Genomic DNA, 12,828 nt, shown 5'->3' on the forward strand with positions numbered 1-12,828 from the left:
AAGGGGGGCCGCAGCCCCCGGTAAAGCCATCGTTTCAGGCCCCACCGTTCTCCATCGCCCCGGGCCTCCCTGCCCGGCGCATCAGAACCCATCGAAGGCCAGCGTGCCGCCTACACGCTTTAACGCCCCCTGTATACCCCGCCCGTCCAACCACCCCAAACCGCAACACCCCAAGCCCCCGCCGCATACTGCCCCGCAAAAGGAGCCTCCCATGATCCCCCTCGCCGCCATCGACGCCCACGCCCTCCCCCGCGACCGCAGCACGCTGGAGCCTGAGCCGCTGGCCGAACTGGCCCATTCCATCGCCACCACCGGCCTGCGCATGCCGGTGGAGGTCTGGGCGCTCACCACCCCCCGCCTTAACCCGAACGGCCCGCCCCACCTCTACGGCCTCATCTCCGGCTACCGCCGCCTTCACGCCTGCGCCTCCCTCGGCCATACCGAGATCGCAGCCTTCCTCCGCACCCCCGCCAGCCTCCCCGACGCGATGGCCGCCATGGTCGCCGAAAACGACATCCGCGCCGACACGCCGCCCTGGGACAAAGGCCTCACCCTGCTGCGCGCGGTGGAGGAGGGGCTGTTCCCCACCCTCGACGCCGCCGCCCTTGCACTGCACCCCTCCGCCAGCCGCCAGAAACGGTTCCGCACCCGCACCTACGCCAGCGTCGTCGAGGCGCTCGCCCCCCACCTCACCACCCCCGAACGCCTCACCGCCCGCCAGATGGACCGCCTCGCCTCCGCCCTCCGCGGCGGCTTCACCCCCCTCATCACCCAAACCCTGACCGACCACCGCACCGCCCCCCTCCGCACCCAATGGGAAGCCATCCTCCCCCTGATCATCGAGAGCACCCGCGACGACGAAGACACCCCCGCCACCGCCACCCAACCGGGCCGGCCCCGCAGGATGCTGCATCTACGGCAGGGGCTGACGATCCGGCGGGAGCTGCACCGCAACGGCTGGATCCTGCGGTTTTCCGGCCCGGAGGCCAAGAGCGGTGGGCTGATCGACGATGTGATGGATGAGGTGGAGAGGTTGTTTCAGAGGGGGTGATGCTGATGCACGGATCAGGTCAAGTGTGCTTCTTCTAACACGATTTATGCTTGGGTTCGAACAGACTATCCACCAAACTGTTCACATTCTGTCCACACCACACTATGTATGTGTGATAGAAGTAGGACAACGATGACATATGATGCCCGCCAAGTTGCAAACTGGTTTGTCACTCGCGCCCAGCGGGATGGCAGAGTCTTGTCGATTATGTCGCTGCTTAAGTTGACCTACATTTCGCACGGCTGGCATCTTGAAATGCGAGATACGCCATTGTTTCCGAACAGAATTGAGGCGTGGCAGCATGGGCCTGTGATCCCGGATGTTTATCACGATTTTCGGCGTCAGGGAATCGACGTGACGTCGGTAAGCAGCGCTGTCCCGACTCCAGAGCTTGACCAGTGGACGGCGGGGTTGCTTGAGCAAATCTATGCAAACTATGGAAATTTGACGCCGTTTAGGCTTTCTGACTTAACACATGTACATGGTGGGCCGTGGGATTTGGCTCGTCAGACCGGCGGTTGGTATGCTCCGATTCCGGATGACATGATCAGACAGCACTATAAATTGAAGCGTCTAGAGGCATCTCAGCCTGCAGATGCCTGAGACCATCATCCCACCCGTTCCACCTGATGATCCTCCCGGCGGAAGTACACGACGTAGAGAAGAGCTAGAATTTGAACTTCTTGAAGCCGAGGCAAAGCTCAAGCGTCTTGCCCACCGGGAAATTGGCCAGCGATACTGGCTTAGGTGGATCGCTGTTGGGATTGGGATCACGGTCGTGGCTGGGATGGCGGCAACACTCGCGCATCTGGTACATCAGTCTTTCTGGGGACCTTTTTCCAGAGGGAGTTCAGCATTCGCCGTCGCTATGATCGTTGCACCAATAGCCTCAATAACCGCTATCACAGCCGCTGTTTTCGTTGGTGCCTTTAAGAAATTTGATGACAAAGATATGGAGACCATTGGCTCAGGTCTCGCCGCAAGCGTCAACATCGTTAGAGGCGGTCAGTAACAAGCCGTAAGTCGAAGTTCACCTCGACCCCTCCACCCGCTCCACCCCGCCCGTCCACTCCCGCCGGGCCACCGCCAACTCCCAGCCCTTCTGCAGGTTCATCCAGAACTCCGCCGTCGTCCCGAACGCCGCCGCCAGCCGCAGCGCGGTGTCGCCGGTCACGCTGCGCCGTCCGGCCACGATCTCGCTCACCCGGTTCGCCGGCACCCCGATCCCCCGCGCCAGCGCCGCCGCACTCATGCCCAATGGCACCAGAAACTCCTCCCCCAGAATCTCGCCGGGGTGAACGGGGTCAATCTTGCGCACAACTTTCACAGACATTTCCGCCCCATCGTAGGGTGCGCTACAGCGCACCATTGGCACATTCCCAGCACTCTATCACACTCCCTCAATACCCTCCAATCCCTAACAAATCCTTAAACGCCTCCCCTAACCCTCTGATTTCCTTATCCCCACCTCTTTGTCCACGCGTGGACAAACCGGAGGCCTTTGCGGCCCCCACGTGACCCCCTATACTCCCCCCATGCCCAGCCTCTGCCGCGATTGCCTCACCGAATTCGATGCCGGAACCAGGTGCCCCGCCTGCCGCTCCCCAAGGCTGGCCGCCCACCCTGAACTGACCTCCCTCTCCATCGCCCACATGGACTGCGACGCCTTCTACGCCAGCGTCGAAAAACGCGACAACCCCGCCTATCGCGACCACCCCCTCATCGTCGGCGGCGGCACCCGCGGCGTCGTCTCCACCTGCTGCTACCTCGCCCGGATCAAGGGCGTCCGCTCCGCAATGCCGATGTTCCAAGCCCTCAAGCTCTGCCCCGAAGCCGTGGTCGTCAAACCCCGCTTCCCCGCCTACGTCGAAGCCAGTCGCGCGATCCGGGCCATGATGGAACGCCTCACCCCCGCCATAGAACCCCTCTCCCTCGACGAGGCGTTCCTCGATCTCACCGGCACCCAGCGCCTGCACGGCGCCGCCCCCGCCGTCCTCCTCGCCCGCCTGACCCGCGATATGGAGACCGAGCTCGGCCTCACTGGCTCCATTGGCCTCAGCCACAACAAGTACCTCGCCAAGATCGCCAGTGATCTCGACAAGCCCCGCGGCTTTTCCATCATCGGCCGCGCCGAGACCGAGGCCTTCCTCAAACCCAAACCCGTCCGCATCATCTGGGGCGTCGGCCAGTCCACCCAGGCCGCCCTGGAGGCCGCAGGGATCAGAACCATCGCCGACCTGCTGCGCTGGGACCGCCCCGACCTGATCGCCCGCTTTGGCAGCATGGGTGACCGGCTCTGGTCCCTTGCCCGCGGCCAGGACAGCCGCCGCGTCACCCGGGATGAAAAGCTGAAGTCGATCTCGAAGGAGACAACCTTTCATGAGGACACCTCAGACCCTGATCTGCTGGATGGCCACATCTGGCGCCTTGCCGAACAGGTGGCGGATCGCGCCAAGGCCAAGGCCCTCGGTGGCCGCACGGTGACCCTGAAACTGAAGAAAGGCGATTTCCAGCTGGTCACCCGCCGCCACAGCTTGTCAGACCCTACCCAACTGACCGACCGCATCTACCGCGCCGCGCGCGACCTTTATGATCAGTCGGGCACGCATGGCCCGTTCCGGCTGATCGGTGTCGGAATATCCGACCTCGCCCCTGAAGATCAGGCTGATCTCAGCAACGACCTTCTGGATCCAGAGGCCGGCAAGCGGACCGCGACGGAGCGGGCGACGGACAAGATCCGCGCCCGCTTTGGTCACGACGCCATCATCAAAGGGCGCGCGTTGCGCTAGCTTATTGGTCGATGAAGTCGCGAATGGCTGCGTTATACTCCGCGGGTGCCTGGAGGCTTGGGAAATGGCTGACTTGCGGCAGGATAACCAGCTTGGATCCCTTGATCAGGCCCGCGATCTTTTCGGTATGTGGCCGCAGAATCGCCTCATCATATTCCCCCACGACAACTGCCGTCGGAACCGTTATGGCTGCGATCTGTTCGTCGGTTCAATTCGGTTGTGTCCCCCACATGTTGGAAATCTGCGTGACAAAGTCGTCAAACTGATCGGGAGTAGGCGACATCTTGGCGTAGTCACCCGCCATCATGCCAATATAGGCTGCAAAAACCGGCGTCTCAGCCGCCGCGTGATTGACGCCGTCGGTGCTGATGTTTGCACCCTGGACAAACAGGTGATTCAGACGTTCGGGATGCTTCATCGCGATGTCCAAACCGATGATGCCACCGTCAGACCAGCCGACCAAGTCTACCTTGCCGATTTTCAGATAATCGAGCAGCCCCAGGTAATCAGACGCCATCAGCTCATATGAAAATGACTCTTCCGTCCGGTTGGAGCGGCCGTGGCCACGGCTGTCTGCCACGATGACAAGATGGTCGATCATCAGGTCCGCAACCTGTGCAGACCATACATCTGCATGCCCCAGCCCGCCATGGATCAGCAAGACCGGGTCACCGGCACCGTAGGTGGCATAGTACATCTCGATCCCGTTTACGGGAGCCAAGCCGCTGCTGGCAGCAGCAGGCATCAGCGCAGGGGCGGGCGACGTCAGCCAAAGGTCTTCGGCGTAGGCGGGAAGGGAAAGAAAAAGGGCAGCAGTGGTAACGAGGACACGCATGGTTATCTCCGATTGCGATGGAGGCCGAACGCTAGTTGCGTCGTATGCGCGCCACAACCAGAGTCAGGTTACTCCGCCGCCACTGGCAGTCCATGGCGACCAATCCCGGCAAGCTCGGCAACCACTCCGCCTATTGCCGTGCGAAAGCCGTCGAAGCCAGCGCTTGGTTCAATGCGGGCTTCGTCCATGTACAGCGCGCGGTCGATTTCCACCTGCACGACGTGGCTGCAGCGGGATGGGCGTCCGTAGGCTTGTGCGATGTAAGCCCCTGCAAATGGGGCATTTCTTACAACCCGGAAGCCTGCAGAAGCGAAAGCTGCCTCGACCCGTTCCATCACGTCGCGGCCCGCAGCAGCACCGAAACGGTCGCCCAGAACCACCTCGGGCTTGGGGTGGCCAGGCCGCGCATGTGCCTCGATGGCCTCGTGGGGCATGGAGTGGCAATCGATCAGGACGGCCTGCCCGAAAGTCGCAAGCGTCTCGTCCATGAGGTTTTTCAAGGTTTCGTGATAGGGATGCCAGAAGCGATTGATCCGGGCATCAGCCTCGGCCCGGTTCAGTTTTCCCCGGTAGATCGCCCGACCACCGGCAACCACCCGCGGAATCACCCCAAGGCCGGAGGATACGCGTGGATTGTGGGCCATCCGCGCAACGCCTTCGATCACTGCTGGATCAAGCTCGTCGGCGGCACGGTTGAGATCGATGAACGACCGTGGCGCCCGCGCGGCGAGGAACGGCGCCCCCATTTGTGGGGCCATGTCGAACAAACGGTCCACAAATGCGTCTTCAGACGTTCGAATCGCATGGTGGTCAAGCAGCGTATTTGCAAGGAATTCCGCAGGATACTCGCGCCCCGAGTGGGGGGAAGCAAAGATAACCGATGTCGTTTGCTGGAGCGGACGAGAAAGCTGATATGCCTCGGACAAAGTGGGCGACCTCCGGTTACTCAACAAGGTATAGCGGGATTTCGTGAAAAGCCAAAACCCCTTGCAGGCTTATGCGCAACTCAGTATAGACCCGCCCTGAACGACGCGGTTCCGCCCGCGTCCTTTTTGTTTGGGCGGGGATGCATCGGGCACATGTGGGCGGTTAGCTCAGCGGTAGAGCACTACGTTGACATCGTAGTGGCCACTGGTTCGATCCCAGTACCGCCCACCATTCATCGCCTCCGCAAGGGGGCACGTTGTTTTCAATCGGCGCAGACGCGCCGCGATCAGGAGAAGACCTATGAAGGTTGCCAACTCGCTCCGCTCGCTGAAGACGCGTCATCGCGATTGCCAAGTCGTGCGCCGCAAAGGCCGCGTCTATGTGATCAACAAGACGCAAAAGCGCTACAAGGCCCGCCAGGGTTGATCCCCTGCCGACCCTGTGCGTTCAGCACGCGTGTATAGAAAGGCCGTCCAGGGAAAACCGGGGCGGCCTTTTCCTTTGGAGGTTTCATGCACACCAACCCCGCTTTTCGCAGCACGTCGACAGACGAAAACCTGACCTTTGCCCGTCAGCGCGGCTTTGGCATTCTGATGCTGAACGGAACGGACGGGCCGCTGGCCTCGCACATCCCGTTTGTATTGGCGCCGGATGGGTCGTTTGCCGATCTGCACCTGACCCGGTCAAACCCTATCGCGCGGGCAGTTCTGCCAGGGCCGGCGCTGTTGGCCGTTTCCGGCCCGGATGCCTATGTTTCGCCTGACTGGTACGGAACGCCGGATCAGGTGCCGACCTGGAACTATGTGGCGGTGCATTTGCGCGGTACGCTGATGGCGCTGGAGTTCGAGGAAATGAAAGATCATGTCGACGCCCTTTCGGCGGAACATGAGGGGCGGCTGTTGCCCAAGAAGCCCTGGCATTCGGACAAGATGGGCGAGGGTGTGATGGCCCGGATGATGCGGATGATCCTGCCATTCCGTCTGGTGATTGCATCGGTGGAAGGCACCTGGAAGCTGAACCAGAACAAGACCATCGAAGTGCGGGACCGCGCGGCGAAGGTGCTGGCGGGGCAGGCAGACCCCGGCGCACAGGCGATTGCGGCACTGATGCGCGAGCAAACAGGCGAAACGGGCGAATAATTCGCGACGGTGTGGCGTCTCCTGCTTTTCGCAAGCGCCGGACGCCCGTCGCACTTGCGCGGCGCGCTGACCATTGCGATGGCAGCGCACGCGTTCGTTCCGGCCTAAGCCGCATGGACAGGGGGCGGTGGAGGGCGTAATCTTCATCTCAGCAACTGGAGGATTGGTCATGCCGCTGCCCCTTGCCCCGCTCGTCCCCCTTGCCATGCGCCTTGGCCTGCTGACCGCTGCCAGCTATGCGATCAAGCGCTATGTCACCGCGCGCAGCTTTCCCGGCCGCACCGATCAGCGCGTCGAGGATGCGTTTGACGATCTTGCCGAGGGCGTCGCCGTCCATCGCCCGGCGGATCGGTCAGATGCCACGACCCGCCAGACCAACACGGCGGCGCGAGTTGTGCGGGTAGTCCTGATCGGTGGCCGCCGGATCGAGATTGATGTGGCCCTGATGGCACGATTGCGCATTCGCAAGGAATAATCATGCACCTCTACTACGCTCCGGCCTCGCCCTTTGTGCGCAAGGTGATGGTCCTTTTGCACGAAGCTGGGGCGACGGATCAGGTCACGCTGATACCCGCCTCCGGCAATCCGCTTGATCCCGGCACGATGCCGCTTGACCGTAACCCTTTGGGCAAGATCCCGGCGCTGGAACGTGACGATGGCCCGGCCCTCTATGACAGCCGGGTGATCTGCCGCTATCTGGATGACCGGCTTGGTGCCGGCCTCTACCCCGCCGCCCCGCGTTTGTGGGAGGTGCTGACGCTTGAGGCTACGGCGGATGGCATTGCCGACGCAGCCGTCCTGATGCGCTACGAAGGTTTCGTGCGGCCGGAACCGTTCCGGTCCAGCGACTGGATGGAAGGGCAGTGGGCCAAGATCGACCGAGCATTGTCAACATTGGAACAGCGCTGGCTTAGCCATCTGAACGGCCCGATCAATATGGGCCAGATCGCACTTGCTGCAGCCCTGGGATATCTTGATTTCCGGCATCAATCCCGTCCCTGGCGCGCGGGTCGGCCGGGCCTTGATGACTGGGCAAGCCATTTTGCCTTGCGCCCGTCAATGATGACAACCGCGCCGCAGGGGTAACTGAAAAGTCGGTACGCCTTGTCACAGGGGGTTGCCAACCGCCCGCCTCAAGACAGGTAGCGACGCGTAAAGGCCGGGCCTGATCCGCAGAAAGGGCTGAATTCTGCGGTTAAACCCACCACTGCGTTGCTTTGTCCGCTGGACGATCCAACAAGGCTTGGCTAAACACGCGCCTAACACGGGCTGGCCATGCCACAGCCTGACAGGTTTATGGGCCGCAATGCAGAGCGGTCGACGAAGGGAGAAGATCTCGTGTCCCACGCAGACGAACACGCAGGAACCGGCCAAGGTACTCGGCGGGATTTCTTGTATTATGCAACGGCTGGTGCCGGTGCGGTTGCCACGGGTGCCGCAGTTTGGCCGCTGGTGAACCAGATGAACCCCTCCGCCGACGTTCAGGCGCTGGCGTCGATCTTTGTCGACGTTTCGGCCGTCGAAGTTGGTACGCAACTGACCGTGAAATGGCGCGGCAAGCCCGTCTTCATCCGCCGCCGCACGCCCGAAGAGATCGAGGCCGCCCGCGCCACCACGCTGGACGAGTTGCCCGACGCGATGGCCGAAAACGCCAACAAGCCTGATGCCGATGCCGCCGATGCCAACCGTACGCTGGACGAGGCGGGCGAATGGCTGGTGATGATGGGCGTCTGCACCCACCTGGGCTGCGTGCCGCTAGGCGACGGGTCGGGTGACTTTGGCGGCTGGTTCTGCCCCTGCCACGGCTCGCACTACGATACCTCCGGCCGTATCCGCAAAGGCCCTGCGCCGCGCAACCTGCCAGTACCGGTTGCCGTGTTCGAAGACGCAACCACCATCAAGCTCGGGTAAGGAACACATATCATGGCCGGAATTCCGCACGACCATTACGAACCCAAGACCGGTGGCCAGCTTTGGTTTCACAAGCGCCTGCCGATTGTGGGGCTGCTGTATGACACGATCATGCTCCCGACGCCAAAGAACCTGAACTGGATGTGGATCTGGGGCATCGTTCTGACGTTCTGCCTTGCCTTGCAGATCATCACCGGCATCGTCCTTGCCATGCACTACACGCCGCATGTCGACATGGCCTTCGCGTCGATCGAACACATCATGCGCAACGTCAACGGCGGCGCCATGATCCGCTACCTGCACATGAACGGTGCCTCGCTGTTCTTCTTTGCTGTCTACCTGCACATCTTCCGCGGCCTTTACTACGGCAGCTACAAAGCCCCGCGCGAGATTACCTGGATCATCGGCATGCTGATCTACCTGGCGATGATGGCGACCGCCTTCATGGGTTATGTGCTGCCCTGGGGCCAGATGTCGTTCTGGGGTGCCACGGTGATCACCGGCCTGTTCGGCGCGATCCCCGGTGTGGGCGAGACGATCCAAGCCTGGCTGCTGGGCGGCCCTGCGGTCGACAACGCCACTCTGAACCGCTTTTTCAGCCTGCACTACCTGTTGCCGTTCGTGATTGCGGCACTGGTGGCGGTGCATATCTGGGCTTTCCACACCACCGGCAACAACAACCCCACCGGTGTTGAAGTGCGCCGCGGGTCCAAGGAAGAAGCCGAGCGCGACACTCTGCCGTTCTGGCCGTACTTCGTGATGAAGGATCTGTTCGCACTTTCCGCGATCCTTCTGGTGTTCTTTGCGGTTGTCGGCTTCATGCCGAACTTCCTCGGCCACCCCGACAACTACATCGAAGCGAACCCGCTTTCGACGCCTGCGCATATCGTGCCGGAATGGTACTTCCTGCCGTTCTACGCGATCCTGCGTGCCTTTACCGGCGATGTCTGGGTGGTTATCGCGGCAAACTGGCTGTCCTTCGGCATCATCGACGCCAAATTCTTTGGTGTGCTGGCGATGTTCGGCGCGATTGCAGTGATGGCGCTGGCGCCATGGCTTGACACCTCCTCCGTCCGCTCGGGCCGCTACCGCCCGATGTTCAAATGGTGGTTTGCGCTGCTGTGCATCGACTTTGTGGTGCTGATGTGGGTCGGTGCCATGCCTGCGCAAGAACCCTATGCCACCATCTCGCTGATCGCGTCGGCCTACTGGTTCGGGTATTTCCTGATCATCCTGCCGCTGCTGGGCGTGATCGAGAAACCGCAGCCGCAACCCGCGACGATCGAAGAAGACTTCAATGCCCACTACGGCTCCAAAGCCCATCCGGCCGAGTGAGAGAGGAACTGGTAATGTTCAGGAAAATCGCACTCACCGCCGTATCGGCGCTGGCGTTGACCGTCGGATCGGCTTTTGCCGCTGGCGAGGGTGGCCATATCGAGGATGTGACCTTCGCGCATGAAGGCCCGTTCGGCAAGTTCGACCAGATGCAACTGCAGCGCGGCCTGCAGGTCTATACCGAGGTCTGCTCGGCCTGCCACGGGCTGAAGTATGTGCCGCTGCGCACGCTGCATGACGAGGGTGGGCCGGGCTTGCCGGACGACCAGGTCCGCGCCTATGCCAAGCAGTGGACGATCACCGACAAGGACACCGGCGAAGACCGCGAAGGCGCTCCAACCGACAACTTCCCGCATTCCGCAATGGAAAATGCGCCCGATCTCAGCTTGATGGCCAAGGCGCGGGCGGGCTTCCACGGGCCATACGGCACCGGGATCAACCAGCTGGTCCGCGGGATGGGCGGGCCGGAATACATCCACGCTCTTCTGCTTGGCTATGAAGAGCCGCCGGCATGCGCGGCAGATTTCGAATCTGACGGCTACTACAACAAGATCTTCGCCAAGGGTGCCATTCCGGATACTTGCAAGGACGAAAACGGCGTTTCGACCATCGAAGGCAGCTGGATCGCGATGCCGCCGCCGCTCAGCGACGATCAGGTGACTTATGCCGATGGCACGCCCGCAACGATGGACCAGATGTCGATGGACGTCGCGTCCTTCCTTCTGTGGGCGGCTGAACCAAAGCTGATGGCGCGCAAGGAAGCTGGCTTTACCGCCGTGATCTTCCTTCTGGTGCTGACAAGCCTTCTGTATCTTACCAACAAGCGGCTCTGGTCCGGGATCAAAGGCAAGAAAACCGTCTGATCCAACCTGTCGCTGACCGAATCCCCCGCCCCTTTGGCGGGGGTTTTCATTTTGGACGACCCAGATAGTCGGCAAGTGCTGCCGAGGGTCTGGCGAAAAGGTCCGCCGTCGGCACCGGTTCCTGTGCCACCCCATCCGCCACCAGCACCACCAGATCGGCAAAGCCGCGGGCATCCGAAGGCTCGTGCGTGACCATCAGGACGGTGGCGCCAGTTTCTGCCGCAACCTCGGCAACCAACGCCAGCATTTCGGCCTTGAGGGCCGGGCCGAGGGCCGCAAACGGTTCATCCAGCAGCAGCACCGGTCGCGCCCTGAGCAGCGCGCGTGCCAGTGCCGCCCGGCTGGCCTGCCCGCCGGACAACTGCGCTGGCTTGCGCGACCCCAAACCCGCCAGCCCGACGCGATCCAACGCCAGGGCAACCCGCACGGCCTCATCGCGCGACAGCCGCAGATCGGGACGCAAGCCCAAGCCAAGGTTTTGCGCCACGCTCAGGTGCGGAAAGTGGTTCTGATCCTGAAACAGAATGCTGACCGGCCGGTCCCCCGGTGACACGCCGCGCAAATCCAGACCATTCCACCTGATGCTGCCGGAAGCGGGTTCCAAAAACCCCGCAATCGCCGACAGCAGCGTCGATTTCCCTGCACCCGATGGCCCGATCACCGCAACCCGCGCGCCTTGCTGTATCCGCCAATCCGCAGTCAGACGGAACCCGTCTTGCGCCAGCACAACCTGATCAAGATGCAGCACGGCGGCCCCCCCAGTCGCAGATCCAGAACATTGCAAAACTCACGGCCACCAACAGCAAGGCAGCAGCCGACGCGGCCTCGGTCCGATAGCTGCCCATCAATTGCTGCACCAGCAGTGGCAAGGTGACCTGACTTTCGCCGGCAAACAGCGCGATAACCCCCAGATCCCCCATCGACAGGGCCGCCGCAATGCCTGCGCCAAAGCCCAACGGACGCGCCAGTCGTGGCAGGATCAACCAGCGCCAGCGCGCCACGCCCTGCAGACCAAGACTGTCGCCAAGGCGGCCATAGTCCGCCTCAAGCGCGCGCGCTTGCGGCAGCAGCAGGCGATAAACATAGGGCAGCGACAGTGCGGTGTTCACCAGCATCGTCACTGGCAACGCCAATGACGTGGGCGGCGTGAACGGCTGCACAATCAGGAACAGCCCGGTTCCAAGCACCAGCCCTGACGTCGCCAACGGGATGACTGCCGCCGCCTCGATCAACCAGCCACCGCGCGCCCGTGAAGCAACCGCCACCACCATGACCAATGCAGTTGTCACGGTGATCAACGTAGACACCGATGCCACCAGAACGGACCGCCCCGTCGCCGCCAGTACTGATTGCGGCAAGTCGAAAAGCCCGGGAATTCCGCGCAGGACCACCGCTGACAACGGCACCATCAGGAACAACACAGCAAGAACGATGACCCCACCATCTGCCGCCCGTCGCCAGCCCAAGGGCGCTTCCGGCGCGACCAACCGGTCAAGCCCCGCCCCAAATGCTGTCGGGCGCACAATCACCCAGGCCAGTCCCGCCACCACTGCGCACAGCCCGAATTGCACCAACGCCAGCAGTGCCGCCCGCCCCAGATCGAAGTCAAAGCGCACCGCCTGATAGATCGCCAGTTCAACGGTCGTCGCCGCAGGCCCGCCGCCCAGCGTCAACACCACGGCAAAGCTGGTCAGACAGATCACAAAGATCACCAACGCCGCGCCGGGCAGAACTGCCCGCAGCATCGGCCATTCGAGATGCCGCGCCACTTCGGTCGGACCAAAGCCCAAGGCACTGGCAAGGCGAAACCGTTCAGCGGGGATCGCCTGCCAACCTTGCAAGATCATCCGCACGGCAAGCGGCATGTTCAGAAAAACATGCGCCAGAACCACGCCATGCAGCCCATAGATCGATAGTGTGGGCAGCCCCAATGCGACCCCCAGATCATTCATCACGCCGGATCGCCCGAACACCGCCA

Annotated in this window: 16 protein-coding genes and 1 tRNA gene; 12 read left to right on the plus strand and 5 right to left on the minus strand. The window is 62.2% G+C overall.

What is annotated here, in order from left to right; all coding sequences use genetic code 11:
• Nucleotides 1-103 precede the first annotated feature (103 nt).
• The 3 genes from RMO18_RS09780 to RMO18_RS09790 all read left to right on the plus strand — a co-directional run bounded on the left by RMO18_RS09780 (nucleotide 104) and on the right by RMO18_RS09790 (nucleotide 2,063).
• Complete coding sequence (locus RMO18_RS09780; protein ID WP_309665566.1) at nucleotides 104-1,051, plus strand: ParB N-terminal domain-containing protein; 948 nt, start codon at nucleotides 104-106, stop codon at nucleotides 1,049-1,051.
• 132 nt (nucleotides 1,052-1,183) lie between these two features.
• Nucleotides 1,184-1,654, plus strand: coding sequence for a type II toxin-antitoxin system antitoxin SocA domain-containing protein (locus tag RMO18_RS09785; protein ID WP_309665567.1), 471 nt, complete (start codon nucleotides 1,184-1,186; stop codon nucleotides 1,652-1,654).
• The gene (locus tag RMO18_RS09790; protein WP_309665568.1) at nucleotides 1,647-2,063 is read left to right on the plus strand and encodes a hypothetical protein; all 417 of its coding nucleotides are present in this window, start codon (nucleotides 1,647-1,649) and stop codon (nucleotides 2,061-2,063) included. The genes RMO18_RS09785 and RMO18_RS09790 overlap by 8 nt, the downstream gene beginning before the upstream one ends.
• Before the next feature lie 18 nt (nucleotides 2,064-2,081).
• Here RMO18_RS09790 and RMO18_RS09795 read toward each other — a convergent pair whose 3' ends face one another.
• The gene (locus tag RMO18_RS09795; RefSeq protein WP_309665569.1) at nucleotides 2,082-2,384 is read right to left on the minus strand and encodes a HigA family addiction module antitoxin; all 303 of its coding nucleotides are present in this window, start codon (nucleotides 2,382-2,384) and stop codon (nucleotides 2,082-2,084) included.
• Nucleotides 2,385-2,586: 202 nt separating this feature from the next.
• On the opposite strand from RMO18_RS09795, the gene RMO18_RS09800 reads away from it, so the two are divergent.
• Nucleotides 2,587-3,840 (plus strand): DNA polymerase IV, encoded by a 1,254-nt coding sequence (locus RMO18_RS09800; RefSeq protein WP_309665570.1) that lies wholly within the window; start codon nucleotides 2,587-2,589, stop codon nucleotides 3,838-3,840.
• A gap of 208 nt (nucleotides 3,841-4,048) precedes the next feature.
• Here the strand turns inward: RMO18_RS09800 and RMO18_RS09805 are convergent, their stop codons facing one another.
• Both RMO18_RS09805 and RMO18_RS09810 read right to left on the minus strand, forming a co-directional pair.
• Nucleotides 4,049-4,585, minus strand: a complete 537-nt coding sequence (locus tag RMO18_RS09805) for an alpha/beta hydrolase (RefSeq protein WP_309665571.1) — start codon at nucleotides 4,583-4,585, stop codon at nucleotides 4,049-4,051.
• Between the two features lie 158 nt (nucleotides 4,586-4,743).
• Nucleotides 4,744-5,601 (minus strand): N-formylglutamate amidohydrolase, encoded by an 858-nt coding sequence (locus RMO18_RS09810; protein ID WP_309665593.1) that lies wholly within the window; start codon nucleotides 5,599-5,601, stop codon nucleotides 4,744-4,746.
• Nucleotides 5,602-5,758: 157 nt separating this feature from the next.
• On the opposite strand from RMO18_RS09810, the gene RMO18_RS09815 reads away from it, so the two are divergent.
• From RMO18_RS09815 to RMO18_RS09850, 8 genes are all read left to right on the plus strand, one after another.
• Nucleotides 5,759-5,833, plus strand: a tRNA-Val gene (locus tag RMO18_RS09815).
• A gap of 69 nt (nucleotides 5,834-5,902) precedes the next feature.
• Nucleotides 5,903-6,028, plus strand: coding sequence for a type B 50S ribosomal protein L36 (ykgO, locus tag RMO18_RS09820; RefSeq protein ID WP_023666132.1), 126 nt, complete (start codon nucleotides 5,903-5,905; stop codon nucleotides 6,026-6,028).
• Nucleotides 6,029-6,114: 86 nt separating this feature from the next.
• A complete protein-coding gene (locus tag RMO18_RS09825; protein ID WP_309665578.1) occupies nucleotides 6,115-6,741 on the plus strand; it encodes an FMN-binding negative transcriptional regulator in 627 nt (208 codons plus the stop codon).
• 169 nt (nucleotides 6,742-6,910) lie between these two features.
• Nucleotides 6,911-7,216, plus strand: coding sequence for a hypothetical protein (locus tag RMO18_RS09830; protein WP_309665579.1), 306 nt, complete (start codon nucleotides 6,911-6,913; stop codon nucleotides 7,214-7,216).
• A 2-nt stretch (nucleotides 7,217-7,218) separates the two neighbouring features.
• Nucleotides 7,219-7,827, plus strand: coding sequence for a glutathione S-transferase (locus tag RMO18_RS09835; RefSeq protein WP_309665580.1), 609 nt, complete (start codon nucleotides 7,219-7,221; stop codon nucleotides 7,825-7,827).
• A 252-nt stretch (nucleotides 7,828-8,079) separates the two neighbouring features.
• A complete protein-coding gene (gene petA, locus RMO18_RS09840; protein ID WP_309665581.1) occupies nucleotides 8,080-8,652 on the plus strand; it encodes a ubiquinol-cytochrome c reductase iron-sulfur subunit in 573 nt (190 codons plus the stop codon).
• A gap of 12 nt (nucleotides 8,653-8,664) precedes the next feature.
• Nucleotides 8,665-9,987 carry a cytochrome b gene (petB, locus tag RMO18_RS09845; protein WP_309665583.1) on the plus strand — a complete coding sequence of 441 codons (1,323 nt, stop codon included), beginning with the start codon at nucleotides 8,665-8,667 and terminating at the stop codon, nucleotides 9,985-9,987.
• A gap of 14 nt (nucleotides 9,988-10,001) precedes the next feature.
• Nucleotides 10,002-10,850: a cytochrome c1 gene (locus RMO18_RS09850; protein ID WP_309665585.1), complete on the plus strand. Its 849-nt coding sequence runs from the start codon at nucleotides 10,002-10,004 to the stop codon at nucleotides 10,848-10,850.
• A 46-nt stretch (nucleotides 10,851-10,896) separates the two neighbouring features.
• Here the strand turns inward: RMO18_RS09850 and RMO18_RS09855 are convergent, their stop codons facing one another.
• The gene (locus tag RMO18_RS09855; protein WP_309665587.1) at nucleotides 10,897-11,598 is read right to left on the minus strand and encodes an ATP-binding cassette domain-containing protein; all 702 of its coding nucleotides are present in this window, start codon (nucleotides 11,596-11,598) and stop codon (nucleotides 10,897-10,899) included.
• Nucleotides 11,585-12,828, minus strand: a 1,244-nt coding sequence (locus RMO18_RS09860; protein WP_309665589.1) for a thiamine/thiamine pyrophosphate ABC transporter permease ThiP, incomplete at its 5' end; no start/stop codon positions are given. The genes RMO18_RS09855 and RMO18_RS09860, both read right to left, overlap by 14 nt.

The sequence above is a fragment of the Tabrizicola sp. genome (genome assembly GCF_031377265.1).
Classification (GTDB): Bacteria; Pseudomonadota; Alphaproteobacteria; order Rhodobacterales; family Rhodobacteraceae; genus JAUYQR01.

Coding starts and splice junctions, on each gene's coding strand:
- RMO18_RS09790 (WP_309665568.1), top strand. CDS start 1,647: ATGCCTGAGACCATCATCCCACCCGTTCCACCTGATGATCCTCCCGGC.
- RMO18_RS09825 (WP_309665578.1), top strand. CDS start 6,115: ATGCACACCAACCCCGCTTTTCGCAGCACGTCGACAGACGAAAACCTG.
- RMO18_RS09805 (WP_309665571.1), bottom strand. CDS start 4,585: ATGCCTGCTGCTGCCAGCAGCGGCTTGGCTCCCGTAAACGGGATCGAG.
- petB (WP_309665583.1), top strand. CDS start 8,665: ATGGCCGGAATTCCGCACGACCATTACGAACCCAAGACCGGTGGCCAG.
- RMO18_RS09785 (WP_309665567.1), top strand. CDS start 1,184: ATGACATATGATGCCCGCCAAGTTGCAAACTGGTTTGTCACTCGCGCC.
- RMO18_RS09795 (WP_309665569.1), bottom strand. CDS start 2,384: ATGTCTGTGAAAGTTGTGCGCAAGATTGACCCCGTTCACCCCGGCGAG.
- RMO18_RS09850 (WP_309665585.1), top strand. CDS start 10,002: ATGTTCAGGAAAATCGCACTCACCGCCGTATCGGCGCTGGCGTTGACC.
- RMO18_RS09835 (WP_309665580.1), top strand. CDS start 7,219: ATGCACCTCTACTACGCTCCGGCCTCGCCCTTTGTGCGCAAGGTGATG.
- RMO18_RS09830 (WP_309665579.1), top strand. CDS start 6,911: ATGCCGCTGCCCCTTGCCCCGCTCGTCCCCCTTGCCATGCGCCTTGGC.
- ykgO (WP_023666132.1), top strand. CDS start 5,903: ATGAAGGTTGCCAACTCGCTCCGCTCGCTGAAGACGCGTCATCGCGAT.
- RMO18_RS09800 (WP_309665570.1), top strand. CDS start 2,587: ATGCCCAGCCTCTGCCGCGATTGCCTCACCGAATTCGATGCCGGAACC.